Below are 19,162 nucleotides of genomic sequence, written 5' to 3'. Positions count from 1 at the left end.
AAGACAAAGGCTTAACAAACTATTTCCCTAAACGCTCAACATCACGAGCAATCATTACTTCTTCATCTGTTGGAATCACATAAACCTTCACACGAGAATCCTTTGTTGAAAGCTCTGCTTCTTTTCCGTGGATGCTCTTATTGATTTCTTCATCGATTTCAATGCCGAACCAAGTCATTTTTTCTAGAACCATGCGGCGAACAGGATCAGCATTTTCACCAACACCAGCTGTAAAGACAATAGCATCAACACCGTTCATTACTGAAATGTATTGAGCAATATACTTACGGATGCGATCACAATAAATATCTAAGGCTAGAATAGCTTCTTCATTGCCTTCATCTGCTCCGTTCTCGATATCACGCATATCACTTGAGATACCAGTTAGTCCTAAAACACCTGACTTTTTATTTAACACATCAATCATTTCGTTGATGTCTTTAATTCCTGCTTTTTCCATTAAGTATGGAAGTAGCGAAGCATCGATATCTCCTGCACGAGTTCCCATTGTCAAACCTGCTAAAGGTGTGAAGCCCATTGAAGTGTCCACTGATTTTCCACCTTCAACAGCAGTTACTGATCCGCCATTACCGATATGTGCAGTGATGATCTTCGTTTCTTCGATAGGTTTGCCAAGCAATTCAGCTGCACGTTCGGAAACGTAACGATGACTTGTTCCGTGGAAACCATATTTACGAGCAGAGTATTTATCATAATACTCTTTGGGAATACTATATAAATAATTTGTTGCCGGCATTGTTGCATGGAAAGAAGTATCAAAAACAGCCACACTCGTTACATTTGGTAAAATATGACGGAAAGCTTTGATTCCCATGGCATTTGCTGGATTATGCAGTGGTGCAAATTCACTTAACTCTTCAATTTTGGCTAAAACATCATCATCGATTAAAACAGAATCTTTGAAGTATTCGCCGCCAGCTACCACGCGGTGCCCAACGCCAGTGATTTCATCAAATGATGCAATGATTTTAAGTTCAATTAATTGATCTAATAACATTTGAACCGCAACTTCATGGTCTTTAATATCTAAAATTTGTTCAAATTTTTGTCCATCGCCATATTTAATTGTAAAGATTGAATCGTTCAAACCGATCCGTTCAACGATTCCTTTTGCGATTACTGATTCCTCAGGCATTTGATAAAGCTGCCATTTCAAACTTGAACTACCTGCATTGATTGCAATTGTTTTTGACATTTTTACTCTCCTTTATAATTGAATTGCTGTCCGCTCTTTTGAGCAGTTTTATAAATTAGAAGACTTCCAGTCCTCGAATTTTTTGAAGAATTCTGTTACTTGTGCTGGATCTTTTAAGGATGGTAAGTGAACCAGCAAAACTTTTTCCGCCTGCTGAGCAGTTTCACCTTTTTTCTGCAGTAGTAAAATACTCTTACGCGAATGTTCAGACTTAAATAATTCATCCGGCAATTGAATGATTCCCTGCAGCAACACATCATCCTTCAACCATTTTTGCAGTAATGGTCCCTGCTCAGTCTCAAGGAAATTACTAGGAACTAAGAATAGACCAAAGCCATCTGGTTTCACGTACTTCATTCCTTGCTCCATTAAAAGATGATGGGCATAACTATGCTCCTTCTCGGAATGGGTAGCAAATTTTTCAGCCTGCTGATCATTTGGATAATACCCCACAGGTAAATCGCCAATAACATAATCAACTGGATCAACTAATAAGTCTTGCAGACTATCTTGGTGGAATAATTGAATTTCTTCATCCATTAAAAGACTGTCTGAAGCCGCAATTGCCAATAAAGTTTCGTCGTTATCCACGCCGATTCCTTTGACAGTGTAGTTAGCCGCTTGCAAATTGATCACTGTTGTCAGTAATAGATTGCCCATACCGACAGCAATATCTAAAATATCTAATGGCTGTTCTTTTTTTAACGTCAATTGTTCAATCAAAAAGACAAATAAAAAGCCAATACTATCAGGCGTCAATTGATGATTGGGCTGTAAACTTTCAGTTTTCGATCCTTTTAGTAAAACTAATTGTGTCAATTTCCGCCAATCTTCTTTTTCTAACTCTAAAGCTAATAATTCCTGATAGAGTGCCTCTACCTTTTTCACAGTAGCTTCGTCTGGCTGTTGATCAAGCACACGTACTTTTGCATTGTCAACTAAGTTCTCCGTATTTTCGATGTAAGCGTCAAAAAAAGAAGTCCCTAGTGAATGCTGCAATGCGATGATCGCTTCTTCCATCAAAGAAAAAGCTGTCTCAATTTTCTCTGGATTCATCTTGCACCTCACTAACTAATATAACACTCACGATACCTGTTCTATTTTAGCGGACATGTTCCAATTAATCAATCGCTTTCTTTCTTTTATCATTGATTTTCTAATTCCATATAAAAGTATCTTTTACAATAAAAACACTCGTTTTCGCATGAGCTCACGCGCTATATCAGTCTGAGGAGTTTGATGTGCTATTTTTTTCATAAAAATGATATGTTTTCTTTTTAATTTTCACTGTAATCTTTACCCGATCCTGTTCATTCTGATAAGTGATCTCTCCTTTGTTAAACCCCCATGTCCCTTTTTCTGACGTTAATTGAGGATACTCAGCTAAAAAAAGTTCCTTGGCAATTTTAGCTTGATACAATTGCTCAGTCCGTGATGCCAAATCAACCGTTTGGTGATAACTGGTTACCATATTCATCAATAAAAAACTAAACAAAAAAATAGCCAACAGTACGGATAACAGTATTCCGCCTTGGCTATTCAAAGATCCATGTTCCTTCTTTCTTTTTCCCATCAGTAAAGGTAACGATAAAATCCACTCCATGATTTTTTTCTTGGCACACAAATTGATCCACTCCCGTCAATAATGGCTGATTCCCACCAGACTGTCTTTTAATAATTCTTCTATTTACTTTTTTTATGACCAATGAAACCACTCTTCCCTTATCTTCTATTTCAGTTGAAATTTCAGTCTGCGTAGTCCCGATATAATTCACCTCGCTCAACTCATTATCCAACTGAAGCAAGAAAATTTCCCATTCTAATTGATGATAACTACTCATAGCTCGCTCCATTTTATGGGCATGATGAATTAGACCTGAGAGCAGCAAAAGAATTCCGCTCAGCATCAATAGAGCGACTAAACTTTCAAGCAAGGTAAAACCACTATTTTTTGACAATCAGAATTCCTCCTTGCTGGTTTGATGCTCGACCTTGCTCTAAAGAAACTTCTATCTGCGGCTTGACCGGAGGAACAGAATGCAAACGACACCGTCGAGTCTCATTATAAAGGTCACGATAATTTGCGATACTGCTTAGACGTTGTTGGCTGTCCTTCTGCATCTTCACCGTTACTTCTACATAACTCGAAATAATAATGATCAAAACCGCCAGACTGATTAGACTTTCTAACAAGATATATCCATTATTTCCTTTCAAAACGACCACTTCCCATTTGGAATTGATAAATAATTTGACCATTATCATAAAAGACAACTTTAGGAATATTTCTGTTTCCCGGCTGATCTGTTGAAATATTTCCTTTTCCTGCACTGAAAAAGATTGTGTCCCTACTTTCTAATTGAATATTGTCCGGTACATTAAGCCGTTTCCACGGCAGCTCTGTATGAATCGTATAAAATATGATCCTCTGTTGGTCCTTATGAAGCTCAATTCGAGTGCCGCGATGGTCAGTAATAGCCACTTGTTGTAAATGTAAAATTGATTTCTCAAATTGGTAGTAGAAGAACTTCTTCTCCAACTGAGACTGCCAACTTTTAAGCGCAATTGTTGGTAATAAAACAAAACTGCAAACCAAGAATAAAACGAGCAACGTTTCAAAAAGTGTAAAACCACTCTCACTACTATTCTTTATTGCGTTCATAGGCTTCATATTGCTTCTCCTTAACATAGCCCTGATCAATTAATTCTTGTTTGCTCGGTGTTCTACCATGATCCAACTCAAAAACCTCAATCTGAGTTTCGACAACTTTTGCAATAGCCGCATCACTTTTCTTTGTGGCACTGTCTTTTTGATTGATCAGCTTTGGTACAAAAAGCAGTAATAGTAAGCTGATTACGAAAAGAACAACTAGCATTTCTATTAATGTAAAGCCAGAAACTTTTTTCTTCACAAGATTCCCTCCAGATTTGTCATTGGCAAGAGCATCGTCAAATACAAGCTGATAATCAATAAGGCGACAAGTAAAAAAACAAACGGCTGCAACCATGAACACATAAACTCTAGCTGATTGAAAAAACGGCGCCAAACTAGTTGACTGTATGTCAATAATTCTTTTCCTAAGTTTCCTCGAGCTTCTCCTTGAAAAACGATTCGACTAAATTCCTTAGTTAGAAAAGGATACTTTCGTAATTCCTCCGCTAAAGCATTTCCTTGAGCTAGACGAACTTTTAAATCACCAGCCAATTCCTGCATCAAAGACTTGCCATCAATTGCTAACAAGCAGTCAATGATTTGATTCAATTCCAACCCTTGCTGAAATAATTTTCCCCACTCTAAGGCGAAATACGCTGAATAATAGTTGCTGAATAGGGTTCCAATTAAAGGAATTCTTGCTAGATAACGAAACCGAGCTAAGTATGTATATCTTTTACCAAAATAATGCCAACAAAACAGTAATAGTAACAAAAAAAACAATATTCCTAGTCCAATGAAAGGCACTGCTGTAATCAATTGAACTGAAAAATCATCCGGTTTGATCATCCCACCAGCCAGTAATTGCGGTAATAGGAAAAAACGCATTCCTAACAAAATAACCAGTAAAAAAAGAAGTAAAAGAACGGGATAAGAAACTGCTTTAAGAAAATTTTCTCGTTGACGCTGCATGAGTTTCATCTGGCTTGCAATACCTAATAGCGTCTGAGACAGGTTGCCATGCGAATCGGCCAGTTCAATTTGTAAAAGCTGGTCATTCGAATAGTCTAATCGTGCAAAGCTCTTTGCCAGACTTTCCCCTTTGTTTAGATCAGTCTGAATACTCTCTAAAATCGTCGTTCTAAAGAGATTCGCATTGCTGAAAAAGTCAAAAGCCTGCTGCAAGCTAAACCCGTTTTCCAATAAATCTCCTAACAAATGAACAAAATCAATTCGCTGTTTTCTAGTTAATTTTGTCCTGCGCCGCATGCCTCTAGCCCTTCCTCCCATGTATATAAAATATCCTCTTGATAGAATCGATAGCTTGTCAATAATCCAATTGTTTCATCCAATGGCAATAATTCCTGATAAACAATGCCCTGCAAACATTCCTTGAGCAGAGTTGCTTCGCCTCCCAATTCAAAAACCCTTGCATGAGCAGATTCCAAGCTGGCAGCATGCAGAGTCGCGTAAACACAATGTCCTGTCAAAGCTGCTCGAATTGCACCTTGAATTGTTTTCGTGTCGCGTATCTCTCCAATAATTAGAACGTCTGGATGATGGCGCAACGATAATTTGATCAATTCTTCATAGCTTTGATAAATTTTTTCATTTACCTGCAACTGCAAAAAATCAGGCTCTTCTATTTCTACTGGATCTTCTATTGTTAGTACCCGTCCATCTATTTCTCTAGCTAGTTTGTACATTAACGTTGTTTTGCCTGACCCGACTGGACCGCAAAATAAGTAAAGACCTCTTTTTTTGCTATGCTTTCGAATAACCTCTAGCTGTTCTGGCACATGATAGACTTCAGAACTGCGACCAAATTGGTGTAAAAAGCGAACGACTAAACTTTCTCGCTGCAAATAGTCTCCCACAGTGGAAAGTCGCAGTCTTTGTTCACCATGAGGCAAGGAATAGGAGATTGCACCCAATTGCGCTTTTCTTTTTTCGCTAACGTCCATCTGACCCAGATACTTAAACCGATTAATCAGCTGCAAGGCTGTATCCACACACAATTCATTTTTAACATAGGATAGATTTGAGTTTTCGCGCTCATAGAAGGGGCCTCGCCGAAAGAAGCAGCGGTACTTCTCTCCTTGAGGTAATAAATATAAGTCTTGCATTTGATGTTCGAAGCCATGTTGAATCAGATCATCTGAAAGCTTTTCAATCTCCATTCCTTTCACCTCAAAAATAATATACGTAAAAAAATCTTTTGGCTTCAAAAAAAGAAGATAAACCAAAAAATTGATTTACCTTCTCAAAAATTCTTATTTTGTTTTGTCTTGAAAGCGTGCCTCTACTCGATAAATACGCTGCCCTTTGTTAGAAAATTTTTCTTCGTATTCAGTCATAATATTTCCTTCATATGAGCTCTCATGTAGATCCAACCAGACTTGCTCAAGCGTCATCCCGTATTTTGAAAAACTGCTTAAGGAATATTCAAATAAGCCTTGGTTATCAGTTTTGAAGTGTATTTCCCCGGCAGGCCGCAAAATCGTTTCATCTACAGCTAGAAAACTAGGGGACGTTAGACGGCGCTTCTCATGTTTCTTCTTCGGCCAAGGATCAGAAAAATTTAAGTAGATTTGATCAACTTCACTATCTGCAAAGTAATTAGTCAACTCGGACCCATCGACATGCAATAATTGCAAATTAGGTAGCTCTGCCTCAACTAGTTTGTCCAACGCAAGGGAAATAACACTAACTTGCATCTCTATTCCAATATAATTGATTTCTGGATGAGCAGCAGCCATTCCAGTAATGAACTGACCTTTTCCCATCCCAATTTCAATATGAATCGGATGGTCGTTGCCAAAACGTTCGGACCAGCGACCCTTCCATCCTTCTGGATCTTGTACTACATATTCAGGACGAGCTGCCAACATTTCAGCAGCGCCTGGACGATTTCTTACCCGCATTGTTTTCCTCCAAATAATTCGATAAATAATTCACTCTATTTCATGCACTTAGTAACTTCTCTTTTGTATAACTGCAAAAAGTTGGACTCGCAGCTAGTTCTAATTTCATATTCATTTTTCTAAAGAGCAGAAAAATAAGTTTTTTTCTCACTTCGCATACGATCCAACTATACTTTACGCAGCATAATATACTTTAATTAAATATTTCATCTCGAACGTTATTATCCTGCGAAAAGTTGGACTCGCAGCTAGTTCTAATTTCGTATTCATTTTTCTAAAACACAAAAAATGAGTCTGTTCTTCACTTCGCATACGATCCAACTATACTTTACGTAGCATAATATACTTTGACTAAATATTTCATCTCGAACATTATTGTCCTGCGAAAAGTTGGACTCGCAAAAAAGAAGGCTGAACGAAACGTTCAGCTTCCGGCAAAAATTCGTTTTAATTGTAAAATTGATTGATTCATATGATGGTATTCTTTACGCTTGTATTGACGAGCGATTTCTAAAAGCAAACTCATCAGACCATACCAATAAACCCGCTCCATGTTCTCATCTGTTGGCCGAATACCATATCGTACAAGCCACTTACTCCAGCTGGACAATGGCACGTAATTACCTAAAATCGTTCCAACATCCAGTGCTGGATCAGCAAACATGACTGAATCCCAATCAACTAAATATAAATAATTCGAACATACTATCCAATTTCGATGATTTACATCGCCATGAACAACGGTGTAATTCTTTTTGGCATACGTTGGAATATTTTTCTTTAAATAATCATAGACTAACTCAATAAAGCTATTTTGCTCAATCATGGTTGGCAAATTCGCTTCATAATCCGCTAGAAGCTGTTGCGGCGACACTTGACGTCCACCCATTTTCTTCAGCATGACTTTCAATGAAGGTGAATGATGAAGATGATACAAAACATCCACCACGTCATTACGACGAGGAATTTCTTCTGGTTCGAGGATTCGCCCATCTAGCCACTCTTGTGCAGTTAACGTATCCCCATTCCCTGTCCGCTTGATCCACACAAGCTTGGGTGCGATTCCTTCACGGGATAAAGCAGCCAACATCGGAGTGGTATTTCGTTTAATGAAGACGCGATCTTCGTCTCGATAGCCGATATACGTTTTTCCCGTATCACCTTTGATCGGCTGCACACGCCAGTCACTATCTAACTGAAACTCCATTCCCAAGGCCCTCCCCTAGCATTTTAAACGTATTTACTATTTTAGTCGGGGAAAGGCACTTCGTCAAGGGCATGTATGTTCTTCTTTGATTATTTTTCATCGCGATGTGCTTGAACCGCTAAGTTCACCGCTTCAATATAGGCATCAAGAACTTTTTTCGTAACTTTCCCTGGCATTCCGTCACCAATTTTATGATCATTGATCTCAACAATCGGCATTACTTCCGCTACTGAACTAGTTTTAAAGCATTCATCCGCGGCCAGCAATTCCTTTTCAGTAAACGTTTCTTCTCTCAGCTCAATCCCTAACGCTTTAGTCAGCTCGCGAATTTTAATTTTTGCAATTCCTGGTAAAATCAAATTGCTGTCAGGGTGTGTATAGATGATATCGTCTTTTACCATCCATAGATTTGATGCGGAGGCCTCTGTCACGTTGCCATCACGAACCAAGACGGCTTCGTCATACCCTTTTTGTTGTGCTTCATCTAGAGCAAGAATATTTCCTAATAAACTGATTGATTTAATATCACAATGCAACCAGCGCTTGTCTTCAACGATTCCCGCACGAATACCAATATTTTGCTTTGCAGCCGGACGTGAAGCTGGTTGAATATCCGCCATTAAAACAGGCTGAACCTCTTTTGGATCTGGAAAATCATGCAAACGTGGCTTCGCAGTCCCGCGAGTCACCTGGAAATATACACGGGCATTGTCCAATCCAACCTCTTTGGCTAAACGATGCAACCGTTGGCTTAATTCTTCTCTAGTAAATGGAAGGGTCATTCTAATTTTCTCCGCACTAACCCATAGACGATCCAAGTGTTCCTTTTCCATGTACATATAGCCATCATAAATACGAATCACTTCATAAATACCATCGCCAAATTGGTAACCACGATCTTCCAAATCAATTTTAACTTCTGATTCATCGACAATTTTTTCATTCCATAATACTTTCATCCACTAAGCCTCCATTTTCTTTATTCTTACCGGGAGATACAACCATGCAAATAACCCGATCTCAATCAAAAGCAACACAAGTAAAACCAAACTTTCAACAACTGACAAGTGAACCAAACTACACAAAGCGAAGAGAAGCGCTGCGCCAAACAGCAACATCACCATTAATCTCTGCAAAGCAGTTTTTTTATATTTCATTTGTACTGGATAAAGCTGGACCGCACTAATGTAATCAAATTGATTGTACAAGGGAATCATTTGGAACCCAATCAAATAGATAAACAATGCGCTGATACCGATTATAAAGCGAAAATCATTTAATGAGAACAATAACACACTGCCAACAATCAGCAAGCGGAAAAATAAGCCCCCGAACTCCGCACCACGTAAAGCACCTCTAGCAAATAAATACAAATACGTATTTTCCTGTTTGGAAGAGATTCTAGCTAATAGAAAATCCAAGTATTTACGACGATGGACTTTTGCTTCGACCTCCGGCACATCGGTAAATAAGTTAATGAATTGATAAATACGATGCAATCGCGCATTTTCACGGTCAATCATTTTACTCCAGTCCAGTAAACGGTCTTTTTCTTGAGTTAAGGATAAGAAACCAAACGTCAAAACAAAAGCTAGCACTGTGCCAACCCAGGCAGTAACATAAAGACTAACAAAAATTATCGCCCCGCTGGCGATAAACCATAATAAGAATAATCGCCGTGCTTGCTCATGAGTTTTCTGATAACAAGCTAGTCGTTGTAATCTTAGATGAGAATATTTCAATCCCCACAACATGAATAAATAGAAGAAAAAATTTATGAAGCTGATTTGCTTAGCTAAAACGACTAATGGTAGTAAGGCACCACAAACAAGCAGCTCAACAGCAAATGGAAATGCTAGCGAGTGACGCACTCCGCGACTTAGATAGCTGCCCATTTCTTTTTCCTTAGGTAATAAAAAGGTCATATCCGCAGGCTCCACCAGTGTGGCTAATTTGCCAAATGGTAAAATAAACCACCACACGACAGCAACAATCGGCAAACTCCATGGAAAATCTGGCGGCAGTTGTTTTAATAAATTCGAATAATAAAAGGCTAGGCCGCCGACTAAAAACAAGCACACCAAGACAAAATGATCATTTAACACGTAACGCATATATTTCATCATTTTTTTCTGATGGCGTTGTCGCCTTAATAGAAAAAAATCATGCATGTTCTTTCTCCTTTGTCAGTGCGATATAGATTTCATCTAAAGAAGAGCCAGGTAACTCAAATTCTGTTTGCAGCTCCTGCAGAGTCCCCTGCGCCCGTACTTCCCCTTCATGTAATACGACGAAACGATCACAATACTTTTCAGCCGTCGCCAAAATATGCGTGGACATCAAGATAGCCGCTCCTTGCTGCTTCATCGTCACCATCAGTTCCAACAAAGCATTGATCGCTAAAGGATCTAACCCTAAGAAGGGTTCATCAATAATGTACAGACTTGGTTGAATCAAGAATGCACATAAAACCATGACCTTTTGCTTCATTCCTTTAGAAAAATTTACAGGAAACCACTCAAGCCGATTTTCTAAACGAAAAGTCTTCAGTAGCGTCTCTGCTCTTTGCATCGCTTCTTCTTTAGGAATACCATAAGCCATCGCCGTCACTTCAATATGTTCTCGTAGAGTCAACTCTTCATATAATGAAGGTGTTTCAGGAATGTAGCCGATTTTTTTTCGATAATTCTCTGGATCCTGTTGTAACGTCAAATTATCTACCGTAATAGTTCCTTTTTGCGGTGTCAATAAACCGATGATGTTCTTGATCGTAGTGGATTTCCCCGCACCATTCAAGCCAATCAAGCCGATCATTTCTCCATTTTGGACTTCAAAATTAATATCTTTTAAAACAGGCAAGTGGCCGTAGCCGCCCGTAACATGCTGAATTGCTAAGCTCATCTTTTTCCCTCCAATTTCTTAGTTAGTATTATAGCAGAATCCTACAAATATTTAATGTTCTCCTGACCTTTTCCAGCACAAGTATAACAAGTTATGGTAAAGTAAAAGAAGAATTTACGGCTGTTGTTGAATTTCTTTTTAACAGCGTCGCCATAAAATAAAAATCATAATTGATCAGAAAGGATGTTTGCAATGGAAAATTGTATTTTTTGTAAAATCATCGACCAAGAAATCCCTAGCTACAAAATTTATGAGGATGAAAAAGTTTATGCCTTTTTAGACATCTCACAAGCGACAAAGGGTCATACTCTTGTTGTTCCAAAACAACACGTTACTGATATTTTTGAATATGATGAGACATTAGCCGCAGAGGTTTTTGCACGGATTCCTAAAATTGCCCGTGCCATTGAGAAAGCTTTTCCTGAGATGGAAGGACTAAACATCCTAAATAATAATAAAGAATTAGCTTATCAATCAGTCTTCCATTCTCACGTGCACTTAGTTCCTCGTTATAGTAAAAACGATGACTTTTCCATTCACTTCGGTAATCATGCGGAGCAGCAGTCTCCCGAAGAAATGCAAGCGATCGCTGATAAGATCAAGGAGCAGGTGAAATAAATGAGCTTTTTTAAAGGAATTCTATTTGGTGCCGGACTTGGGACACTAGGCGGTCTTCTGTTAGCCCCTCGAAAAGGGGAAGAAACAAGAGAAAAACTAATTACGAATACCCGAGAACTTGTTGAATTAACAGACGAACTTAATGATAATTTGACCGATTTTAGAGAGTCATTGGTGACTCTAAAAGGAACATTTGATACGCTGGTCCCTGCCTTTAAATCAGGGGTTGAGAAAGATATTGAAGAGTTTCGCTTCCAAGCAGAGCCTCGCATTCAACAAATTCAGGCTCAAATAGAAAAAATCAATCAAGCATTGCCTCAAGCAGAAGAGACAACAGTCATAAAAAAAGGACGCTTCTCTTTAGAACGTCCTGTTGAATAATAGTAAGAATTAAGTTGTTTCACTTAAGTAATTATGCCTTTATTATGAATTTTCTCGGAAACTATTTTTAACCCCCTTTCCTTTACATTTTTAGGTGTGTTATAGTTGAAAAGGAATAACAAACGTATGTAAATTAAATTTTAGGAGTTGTAGCAAAGAAATGAAAAAAAAGATTCTTTTAGCCACTGCTGGCTTACTTAGCGTAGTTGTACTGGGGGCTTGTTCAGGAAGTTCTAATCAAGACATCGCAACAATGAAAGGCGGAAAAATTACCGTCGAAGATTTCTATAATGAAGCGAAAAAAGAACAAACAAACCAAAGTTTAGTTCGTAATATGATCATCTACAAGGTTTTCGAAAATGCTTATGGTGACAAAGTAACCGATAAGCAAATCGACAAAGAATACGATAAGCAAGCAAAACAATTAGGCGATAGCTTCGAAAGCCAATTGAAATCTGCTGGCTATACCAAAAAATCTTATAAAGAGTATTTGAAACAATCACTAGCTTTCCAAGAAGGGTTGAAATCTCACGTGAAGATCACAGATAAGGATCTAAAATCGGCATGGGATTCATTCCATCCAGAAGTAACTGCACGTATTATTTTGGCAAGCAGCGAAGATGAAGCAAAAGAAATCAAGAAACAACTAGATGATAAAGGCGATTTTGCTAAAATCGCAAAAGAAAAATCACAAGATTCAACAACAAAAGAAGATGGTGGAGAAATCAAATTTGATTCACAATCATCGACCGTTCCATCTGAAGTCAAAGAAGCAGCCTTCAAATTGAAGAATGGCGAAGTTTCTGATGTAATTACTGCGATGGATTCATCTACTTACCAATCAAGTTACTACATTGTCAAAATGGAGAAAAACTCTTCTAAGGGCAATGACATGGATAAATACAAAAAAGAATTGAAACAAATTGCTGAAGATACAAAAATGGCTGACCAAACCTTCTCTTCTGAGGTTATCGCAAAAGAATTGAAGAAAGCCAACGTGAAGATCAAAGATGATTCATTCGAAAATATTTTATCTGACTTCTTAACAACAAATAGTTCAAGCAAAAAGGCTACAACTGAGTCAACAAAATAATTCGTATAAAGCAAAAGGGGAATTCCAAGCGGAGTTCCCCTTTTTTAGTTATTCATGCTACAATAAAGTAGCGAATACTTATAGTAAGAGGATGGGTGAACAACGCATGAAAAAATTTGCCTCTAAAGAAGCAGAAAAAGATTATTATGAACACGAAGCAGATGAAGCTGAATTCGTCGCTTGGTATAAAGAACAAGATCATCCCGAATATGACAAGCCTTCTGTCACCGTTGACATTGTCATTATGGGCTATAACAAGGAAGAGGATCAGCTGAAAATATTACTGATTCAACGTCGTGGAAACCCCTATCGGAATTCTTGGGCACTGCCTGGCGGCTTCGTCGAACGCAATGAATCAACCAATGACAGTGTTCGGCGCGAAACCGCTGAAGAAACTGGATTGACCATTGGTCGCAAGAGTGTCGAGCAGCTTCATACCTTCAGTACACCAAATCGTGATCCTCGTGGCTGGGTAATTACTGTCAGCTATTTAGCATTTATTGGTCAAGTACCACCAACGGCTGGTGATGACACACAAGATGCCCGCTGGTTCAATCTTGAGCGTCATGGTGAAACGATTTCTTTAACCAGCGATGACATTTCAATTGAGATTGAGCTAGAGGCTGGAAAATCGGTCGGAAAAGATACCTTAGCCTTTGACCACAACGAAATCATTCGCAAGGCCTTCAATCGAGTTTTGAATAAAATGGACCACGAACCACTAATTCTACAAGTTTTAGGTGAGGAATTCACCATCACTGAAGCACGCAAGGTGTTTGCGAAATTTTTAGGGGTTGATTTCAAAACAGTGGATCATTCTAATTTCAAAAAAGCAATGCTGCAATATTTTGATGAAATTGGTGAACGCCCTGTCGGAATTGGCCGTCCTTCAAAGATTTACCGTTTAAAAGACGAGATCGGTGAAAAAAAATAAAATTTTTACTTACATGAAATTGAAAACTGTGTATATAATGGAAAAAGCAAAAAACGTCTTTCCATAACGCAGTGAAGATTCCCAAAGTGGTCATCGTAGCGAGTTATACGATGGCCGCTTTTTTGTGAGTTCTGCCTTTCGCAGACAATCAAATAATGAAACGAATACATTCTTTGCTACATTTTATTTAAAGTTCCGTTTGATATATAGCTTCCACTAATATCTTTGTTCAGGTTATCGAAAAACGTTTTCTTTCTATAAAAGTCGCTGTATTCAAATAATAGGAGGATTTTTATGCCAAGTAATAAAAGAGAAAGTTTTGTTTATACAATTATGATGTGTTTTGTGATGGTGTTCTGGATGAGTTTGTACAATATTTATTTGCATTCAGGAGCCTTCACTTTCGAAGTTCTTAAATCAGCCTGGCTCGGCTTGCCGCTAGGTTATTGCTGTGCTTTACTGTTGGATTGGTTTGTCGTTTCGGGTCCTGCAAAAAAAATAGCCTTTAAACTTCTACCTACCTTTGCTAGCCCTTTACGTAAAATTTTAACCATTTCCAGCTGTATGGTTTTGCCAATGGTCTTTTTTATGTCACTATATGGTACGCTTGAGGTACTAAGCCAAACCCACGAATGGCATCTGCTATTCATTATTTGGGGAACGAATATTTTGAAAAATCTTGTTATGGCTCTACCATTTCAAATACTAATCGCAGGTCCACTTGTTCGCAAAGTTTTCAGAAGAATTTTCCCTGAAGGAACAATCACAGCCTAAAGAAAAAAAACGAGGCTGTGACATAAGTCTCAAAAAAAAGCACTAGAAACGACGTAAAAACGTCCTTTTCTAGTGCTTTTTGGGTAAAATAAAAGAGTACGGTAGCACCCGTACTCTAAATCATTCAATCCCCGAAAGGATCAAAATCATGCATACAAATTATAACATGAATCAACTCACTTTAGATATCACAACTTCTTATATTCCAAAAAAAGACAGCACTGCTTGGTTTATTAATGAACTCGTTGAATCTCTTGAAATCACGGATTCCTATCTTTTTGGTCGTCCCCGGAACTATGATTTGAGTGCGATGTTAAAACTGGTTCTTTTTGCCTATACCCGTAGTGTGTTTAGCAGTCGGAAAATTGAACAGTTGGCAGAAGAAAGCCTACCGGCTCGTTGGTTGACCCAAGAACAGATGCCTACCTATCGAACCATTGCCCGCTTTCGTGTTTCCAATGAGTTAGAAACATTGATCGAAAAAGGGTTGGATTCGTTGGTCCATTATTTAAGAGAGCGACAATTGATTAATGATTCGATTTTTATCGATGGAACGAAGCTCCTCGCAGATGCCAATAAATACAGTTTTGTTTGGAAAAAGACCACGCTCAACTATGACAAAATGAATCGTGAGCAGATCGTCTCTTTGATGTCTGAACTGAAAGAGGCACATTTAGCGAGTCACGTTCCTGAAGGAACCTCACTCACATTAGATATGATAGATGAAGTACTGACGAGGTTGGAAATACGGCTAGAAGAATTGGAACAAGAAGTACTTGAAACCAGAAAGGTTTCACCAAATCCAGCCAAACAGCAGCGCCGTTTATTAAAAGCACAAACACGAAAACTAAATGAACGGCGTGAAAAAATGGTCGATCATCAACAGCGCTTAGTTATTTGTGGTGCCCGCAATAGCTATTCAAAAACAGATAACGATGCCACATTTATGCGTGTCAAAGAAGATCCTATGCGCAATGGGCAATTAAAACCTGCGTTCAATCTTCAAATAGCCACCAGTAATCAGTTCATTTTGGGTTATGATGTCTATCAAAATCCAACGGATACCAAAACCTTTCCCACGTTTATAAAAAAATTGAACGTGGCGAATCGCCTCCCAATGCATATTGTCGCGGATGCAGGGTATGGTTCAGAACAAAATTATCGGTACCTTGAAGATGAACTACCGAACCACACTGCATTGATCCCTTACTCAACGATGTTGAAAGAACAGAGTAAGAAGTGGCAATCGGACGAACGAAAAGTGATGAATTGGACGTACAACGAACAAGAGGATTATTATCTTGATCCAAAAGGTGTTCGTTTTAATTTCAATGCGTACAGAACAGAGACGGATAAAGTCGATGGGTTTGTCCGAGATTTTAAAGAATACAAAGCAGAGAAATACACAGAAAACAAAGAAGTGATTCAAGAAGCGTTGACCCAAGGGGGAAATACACGCATCATTAAGGTCAATCCTTCGTTAGAATATTTTAAAGCCAAACAACGCACCTTGCTTTCAGAACCTGAAAATGGAAAAATCTACGCACAAAGAAAAATTGACGTAGAACCTGTTTTTGGATGGATGAAGGCTTGTTTGCATTTCACTCGGTACCATGTTCGAGGCATGGAAAAGGTGAAAAAGGAAACGGGCATCCTTATCATGGCATTGAATATGAGAAAGTTAGCGGCAATGAAACGGCTGGGCACCTTGGGTACATAGAAATTGGCGTCCATAAATCATTTACTGATTTATGGACGCCAATTTTTTCCTATTAAAGACTATGACTTATGTCACGGCCTCGTTTTGCTTAATGAATGTTGCTAATTGTTCAGTGAGGATATATACCTGCTTTTCAAGAATTGCCACTCGCTTTTCTAACTCATCGTTTGAATTCTGTCCTCGCTCCTTTTTTTGAGGAGAATATCTTCTCGGTAACCCTGATGACTCATAGCGCTCTAAAAGCTCAGGGATTCTTTGATTGTCAACGATGACTTGTTTCGTAATCAAGATATCGCCATCTTCAGTGACCCGCCGATTTGTACTAGTCGCCATTCCTTCTAACGCGTTTAGCCCTACCGAGTAACTCGTCAATTCCTTTACAATCATTTAATTTTCCTTTAACCAGCCATAAAACGTATTTTGATTGAGTCCGTATTCTCTTTTAATCTCAATTAATTTCATTCTGCACCTCCCTATTTACTAAAAAGAGACGCAAAAAGAGCTATATTGCTAAATTATTCAAAATTTCTTGATAACGTTCCGTTGCCAGATCACTCGCTTGGTCCTTTTTACAAAAACTCAATTTTCGTAATTTAGGAACAACTCGCTCAACAATGATTTGTCCCTCCTTCGTTTTTTCCTTCAGTGCTTCAAATGCTTCTTTGAAACGTACATCCTGTCGGGCCTTTTCATAAAAGGACAGTACATAGAGATAATAAAAGAGATCATATCCGCGAAACGGATACTCTACCTGCATAAATAAGGTTCCGATTCCATAGTGGCAAGGACCAATTGGAGCTTTTGTATCCCAATGGTGCAACAAAAACTCTACTGCATCATCGAGTTCCGCTTCTTCAATGAATTTTGTCCGACGGAAGAGCTCTAATGCATTTAGTGTTGGTAATGGATTAGAAAACTCTGTCTCTGGTCCTCGTCCAAAATAAAATTTTTTGCACCACCAGCCGCCGTCTTCGTATCGAGTCGAGAGCAAATGCTCTTGTGTTTGCTTCATTCGCGGATCATCCTCGTGTCCCAAACGAACTAAAAGAGTCGCTGCCGGGATCGTTTGACAGGGGAAAACGGCGCCTTTTGGATAAAGTTTAAATTCACCAGGTTCACGCCAGCTTTCCCATATAAGTTCTGCTACTTTTTGCAGAATTTCTTCCTGCGGATCCATCCCTAACTCCAATAGGTATTCCGCTGATTCTAAACAAGAAAACGGCGCCCCTTTGCCTAATCGCCTATCCTCTGTCGTCCAATAATCCCATCCTTGATCATACCGATGAGCTAAAATTGCTTGAATGTCTGCTGCTTTATCCATTTTATTCTCCTTGAATGCCCTTTCTTTTCAGTGTATCATAGTCATTCCAGTTATTTTCGTGATTAATTAAAAAAACTTCCTCACTAAAAATGAGGAAGTAAGCTATTTATTTCGCTGTTGCTTTTTTCATTTGTTTACTGCGTAATTGTCCGCAAGCTGCGTCAATGTCTGTTCCATGTTCCTTACGAATCACACAATTGATACCATTCTTTTTCAAAACATCGTAAAAGCGTAACACATCTGCTTTACTACTACGTGAATATTGGTCATGTTCACTGACTGGATTATAAGGAATCAGGTTCACATAAACTAATTTTTTCTTGTTCTTCATCAGATCCGCCAATTCCTGTGCGTGATCTGGTCGATCGTTTACTCCAGAAAGCATGATGTATTCAAAGGTGACTCGACGATTTGTTTCTTCTATATAATAGTCAACAGCTTCCATCAATTTTTCGATGGGGAAACTACGATTGATTCGCATGATTGATGAACGAACCTCGTTATTAGGCGCATGCAGTGAAATTGCCAAGTTCACCTGTAAGCCATTTTCTGCGAACTTCTTGATCTTAGGAACCAAACCACTTGTGGAAACCGTGATGTGGCGTGCACCGATTGCCATCCCCTTATCATCATTAATCACATTTAGAAAGTCCATGACATTTTTATAATTATCAAATGGCTCGCCGATCCCCATAACCACGACATGGGAGACACGCTCCTCTTCACCGCGTTCATCAAAATAATGCTGTACCAACATAATCTGAGCAACAATTTCACCAGCTGTTAAATCACGCTGCTTCTTCAATAATCCTGAAGCACAGAAGGTACAACCGATATTGCAGCCCACTTGAGTCGTTACACAGACAGACAATCCGTATTCTTGACGCATCAAAACAGTTTCGATCATCAAATGATCCGGTAATTCAAATAAATACTTGACCGTTCCATCGCTGGCTTCCTGCACAACTAATTGCTTTAATGGATTGATAACAAAATTTTCTTCTAACAGAGCAATCGTTTTTTTCGATAGGTTGCTCATCTCCGCAAATTCAGTTACACGGCTGCGATATAGCCATTCCCATACCTGTGTGGCACGGAATTTCTTCTCTCCATGTTCTAAAAACCATTCGACCAATTCTTCTCTTCTTAAACCATAAATTGAGGGTTTTTCCAAGGTGTTACCTCCTACTACATTCTACCGAAGCGCTCGCTCATTATTAAAGGACAAGCAAGCTCACTAATAAGATCAGAAATTTCAAAAAATTTCTCTTCGTACGTCTTCCACTTTTCGTAACATTCGAAAAATGGCGACATTCGCTACATACTATAACCGATTCACAAGGAGAAAACAATCAACTTTGGAAAAAAGAAAAAAATTCACAAACTCGGTGTTCCAGAAAAAAAGAGAGGTAGTTACCCT

The 19,162-nt window shown here is 38.6% G+C and carries 22 protein-coding genes and 1 pseudogene; 6 read left to right on the top strand and 17 right to left on the bottom strand.

Annotation, left to right across the window (positions count from 1 at the left end):
* Positions 1-19 precede the first annotated feature (19 nt).
* The 14 genes from J9537_RS04765 to J9537_RS04700 all read right to left on the bottom strand — a co-directional run bounded on the left by J9537_RS04765 (position 20) and on the right by J9537_RS04700 (position 10,901).
* The gene (locus J9537_RS04765; protein WP_010746550.1) at positions 20-1,216 is read right to left on the bottom strand and encodes an acetate kinase; all 1,197 of its coding nucleotides are present in this window, start codon (positions 1,214-1,216) and stop codon (positions 20-22) included.
* A 48-nt stretch (positions 1,217-1,264) separates the two neighbouring features.
* Positions 1,265-2,272: a class I SAM-dependent methyltransferase gene (locus J9537_RS04760; RefSeq protein WP_010746551.1), complete on the bottom strand. Its 1,008-nt coding sequence runs from the start codon at positions 2,270-2,272 to the stop codon at positions 1,265-1,267.
* Positions 2,273-2,438: 166 nt separating this feature from the next.
* Positions 2,439-2,759, bottom strand: coding sequence for a competence type IV pilus minor pilin ComGG (comGG, locus tag J9537_RS04755; protein ID WP_218256912.1), 321 nt, complete (start codon positions 2,757-2,759; stop codon positions 2,439-2,441).
* Positions 2,752-3,174, bottom strand: coding sequence for a competence type IV pilus minor pilin ComGF (gene comGF, locus J9537_RS04750; protein WP_218256911.1), 423 nt, complete (start codon positions 3,172-3,174; stop codon positions 2,752-2,754). The genes comGG and comGF overlap by 8 nt, the downstream gene beginning before the upstream one ends.
* Positions 3,161-3,442 (bottom strand): competence type IV pilus minor pilin ComGE, encoded by a 282-nt coding sequence (comGE, locus tag J9537_RS04745; RefSeq protein ID WP_245001291.1) that lies wholly within the window; start codon positions 3,440-3,442, stop codon positions 3,161-3,163. Before comGE ends, comGF begins: the two co-directional genes overlap by 14 nt.
* Positions 3,420-3,887 carry a competence type IV pilus minor pilin ComGD gene (gene comGD / locus J9537_RS04740; protein ID WP_218256909.1) on the bottom strand — a complete coding sequence of 156 codons (468 nt, stop codon included), beginning with the start codon at positions 3,885-3,887 and terminating at the stop codon, positions 3,420-3,422. Before comGD ends, comGE begins: the two co-directional genes overlap by 23 nt.
* Positions 3,859-4,128, bottom strand: coding sequence for a competence type IV pilus major pilin ComGC (comGC, locus tag J9537_RS20585; protein ID WP_010746556.1), 270 nt, complete (start codon positions 4,126-4,128; stop codon positions 3,859-3,861). The genes comGD and comGC overlap by 29 nt, the downstream gene beginning before the upstream one ends.
* Complete coding sequence (gene comGB, locus J9537_RS04730) at positions 4,125-5,138, bottom strand: competence type IV pilus assembly protein ComGB (RefSeq protein ID WP_218256907.1); 1,014 nt, start codon at positions 5,136-5,138, stop codon at positions 4,125-4,127. The genes comGC and comGB overlap by 4 nt, the downstream gene beginning before the upstream one ends.
* The gene (comGA, locus tag J9537_RS04725; protein ID WP_218256906.1) at positions 5,117-6,049 is read right to left on the bottom strand and encodes a competence type IV pilus ATPase ComGA; all 933 of its coding nucleotides are present in this window, start codon (positions 6,047-6,049) and stop codon (positions 5,117-5,119) included. The genes comGB and comGA overlap by 22 nt, the downstream gene beginning before the upstream one ends.
* A 93-nt stretch (positions 6,050-6,142) precedes the next feature.
* A complete protein-coding gene (gene trmB / locus J9537_RS04720; RefSeq protein ID WP_010746559.1) occupies positions 6,143-6,793 on the bottom strand; it encodes a tRNA (guanosine(46)-N7)-methyltransferase TrmB in 651 nt (216 codons plus the stop codon).
* Between the two features lie 424 nt (positions 6,794-7,217).
* Complete coding sequence (locus tag J9537_RS04715; protein ID WP_010746560.1) at positions 7,218-8,000, bottom strand: phosphotransferase family protein; 783 nt, start codon at positions 7,998-8,000, stop codon at positions 7,218-7,220.
* Between the two features lie 89 nt (positions 8,001-8,089).
* Positions 8,090-8,959 carry a D-amino-acid transaminase gene (dat, locus tag J9537_RS04710; protein ID WP_218256905.1) on the bottom strand — a complete coding sequence of 290 codons (870 nt, stop codon included), beginning with the start codon at positions 8,957-8,959 and terminating at the stop codon, positions 8,090-8,092.
* Between the two features lie 3 nt (positions 8,960-8,962).
* Positions 8,963-10,171, bottom strand: a complete 1,209-nt coding sequence (locus tag J9537_RS04705) for an ABC transporter permease (protein WP_218256904.1) — start codon at positions 10,169-10,171, stop codon at positions 8,963-8,965.
* Entirely contained in the window at positions 10,164-10,901 is a 738-nt protein-coding gene (locus J9537_RS04700; RefSeq protein ID WP_218256903.1) for an ABC transporter ATP-binding protein, read from the bottom strand. Before J9537_RS04700 ends, J9537_RS04705 begins: the two co-directional genes overlap by 8 nt.
* A 192-nt stretch (positions 10,902-11,093) precedes the next feature.
* Here J9537_RS04700 and J9537_RS04695 point away from each other — a divergent pair, with 192 nt between their 5' ends.
* From J9537_RS04695 to J9537_RS04670, 6 genes and pseudogenes are all read left to right on the top strand, one after another.
* Positions 11,094-11,519: an HIT family protein gene (locus J9537_RS04695; RefSeq protein WP_218256902.1), complete on the top strand. Its 426-nt coding sequence runs from the start codon at positions 11,094-11,096 to the stop codon at positions 11,517-11,519.
* A complete protein-coding gene (locus J9537_RS04690) occupies positions 11,520-11,900 on the top strand; it encodes a YtxH domain-containing protein (protein WP_218256901.1) in 381 nt (126 codons plus the stop codon).
* Between the two features lie 160 nt (positions 11,901-12,060).
* Positions 12,061-12,993, top strand: a complete 933-nt coding sequence (locus J9537_RS04685) for a peptidylprolyl isomerase (RefSeq protein ID WP_218256900.1) — start codon at positions 12,061-12,063, stop codon at positions 12,991-12,993.
* A gap of 106 nt (positions 12,994-13,099) precedes the next feature.
* The gene (locus J9537_RS04680) at positions 13,100-13,927 is read left to right on the top strand and encodes an NUDIX hydrolase (RefSeq protein ID WP_218256899.1); all 828 of its coding nucleotides are present in this window, start codon (positions 13,100-13,102) and stop codon (positions 13,925-13,927) included.
* A 294-nt stretch (positions 13,928-14,221) separates the two neighbouring features.
* The gene (locus tag J9537_RS04675; protein WP_218256898.1) at positions 14,222-14,701 is read left to right on the top strand and encodes a DUF2798 domain-containing protein; all 480 of its coding nucleotides are present in this window, start codon (positions 14,222-14,224) and stop codon (positions 14,699-14,701) included.
* 148 nt (positions 14,702-14,849) lie between these two features.
* Positions 14,850-16,394 (top strand): annotated as a pseudogene (locus tag J9537_RS04670) (IS1182 family transposase); the annotation flags it as partial.
* Between the two features lie 93 nt (positions 16,395-16,487).
* Here J9537_RS04670 and J9537_RS04665 read toward each other — a convergent pair.
* The 3 genes from J9537_RS04665 to rlmN all read right to left on the bottom strand — a co-directional run bounded on the left by J9537_RS04665 (position 16,488) and on the right by rlmN (position 18,916).
* Positions 16,488-16,808 (bottom strand): hypothetical protein, encoded by a 321-nt coding sequence (locus tag J9537_RS04665; protein ID WP_245001290.1) that lies wholly within the window; start codon positions 16,806-16,808, stop codon positions 16,488-16,490.
* A 115-nt stretch (positions 16,809-16,923) separates the two neighbouring features.
* Positions 16,924-17,742 carry a prenyltransferase gene (locus tag J9537_RS04660; protein WP_218256897.1) on the bottom strand — a complete coding sequence of 273 codons (819 nt, stop codon included), beginning with the start codon at positions 17,740-17,742 and terminating at the stop codon, positions 16,924-16,926.
* A 106-nt stretch (positions 17,743-17,848) separates the two neighbouring features.
* Complete coding sequence (gene rlmN, locus J9537_RS04655; RefSeq protein ID WP_218256896.1) at positions 17,849-18,916, bottom strand: dual-specificity RNA methyltransferase RlmN; 1,068 nt, start codon at positions 18,914-18,916, stop codon at positions 17,849-17,851.
* Between the last annotated feature and the right edge of the window lie 246 nt (positions 18,917-19,162).

This window comes from Enterococcus raffinosus (assembly GCF_019175485.1).
In the GTDB taxonomy this organism is placed as follows: Bacteria; Bacillota; Bacilli; order Lactobacillales; family Enterococcaceae; genus Enterococcus_A; species Enterococcus_A raffinosus.
Note: the sequence above shows the minus strand (reverse complement) of the source record. Positions and strands in the feature narration are given on the sequence as shown.

What these genes read in the sequence shown, in the direction of transcription:
- J9537_RS04765 (WP_010746550.1), bottom strand. Translation starts at nt 1,216, where the DNA reads ATGTCAAAAACAATTGCAATCAATGCAGGTAGTTCAAGTTTGAAATGG.
- J9537_RS04760 (WP_010746551.1), bottom strand. Translation starts at nt 2,272, where the DNA reads ATGAATCCAGAGAAAATTGAGACAGCTTTTTCTTTGATGGAAGAAGCG.
- comGD (WP_218256909.1), bottom strand. Translation starts at nt 3,887, where the DNA reads ATGAAGCCTATGAACGCAATAAAGAATAGTAGTGAGAGTGGTTTTACA.
- comGB (WP_218256907.1), bottom strand. Translation starts at nt 5,138, where the DNA reads ATGCGGCGCAGGACAAAATTAACTAGAAAACAGCGAATTGATTTTGTT.
- comGA (WP_218256906.1), bottom strand. Translation starts at nt 6,049, where the DNA reads ATGGAGATTGAAAAGCTTTCAGATGATCTGATTCAACATGGCTTCGAA.
- trmB (WP_010746559.1), bottom strand. Translation starts at nt 6,793, where the DNA reads ATGCGGGTAAGAAATCGTCCAGGCGCTGCTGAAATGTTGGCAGCTCGT.
- J9537_RS04715 (WP_010746560.1), bottom strand. Translation starts at nt 8,000, where the DNA reads ATGGAGTTTCAGTTAGATAGTGACTGGCGTGTGCAGCCGATCAAAGGT.
- dat (WP_218256905.1), bottom strand. Translation starts at nt 8,959, where the DNA reads ATGAAAGTATTATGGAATGAAAAAATTGTCGATGAATCAGAAGTTAAA.
- J9537_RS04705 (WP_218256904.1), bottom strand. Translation starts at nt 10,171, where the DNA reads ATGCATGATTTTTTTCTATTAAGGCGACAACGCCATCAGAAAAAAATG.
- J9537_RS04700 (WP_218256903.1), bottom strand. Translation starts at nt 10,901, where the DNA reads ATGAGCTTAGCAATTCAGCATGTTACGGGCGGCTACGGCCACTTGCCT.
- J9537_RS04695 (WP_218256902.1), top strand. Translation starts at nt 11,094, where the DNA reads ATGGAAAATTGTATTTTTTGTAAAATCATCGACCAAGAAATCCCTAGC.
- J9537_RS04690 (WP_218256901.1), top strand. Translation starts at nt 11,520, where the DNA reads ATGAGCTTTTTTAAAGGAATTCTATTTGGTGCCGGACTTGGGACACTA.
- J9537_RS04685 (WP_218256900.1), top strand. Translation starts at nt 12,061, where the DNA reads ATGAAAAAAAAGATTCTTTTAGCCACTGCTGGCTTACTTAGCGTAGTT.
- J9537_RS04680 (WP_218256899.1), top strand. Translation starts at nt 13,100, where the DNA reads ATGAAAAAATTTGCCTCTAAAGAAGCAGAAAAAGATTATTATGAACAC.
- J9537_RS04675 (WP_218256898.1), top strand. Translation starts at nt 14,222, where the DNA reads ATGCCAAGTAATAAAAGAGAAAGTTTTGTTTATACAATTATGATGTGT.
- J9537_RS04665 (WP_245001290.1), bottom strand. Translation starts at nt 16,808, where the DNA reads ATGATTGTAAAGGAATTGACGAGTTACTCGGTAGGGCTAAACGCGTTA.
- J9537_RS04660 (WP_218256897.1), bottom strand. Translation starts at nt 17,742, where the DNA reads ATGGATAAAGCAGCAGACATTCAAGCAATTTTAGCTCATCGGTATGAT.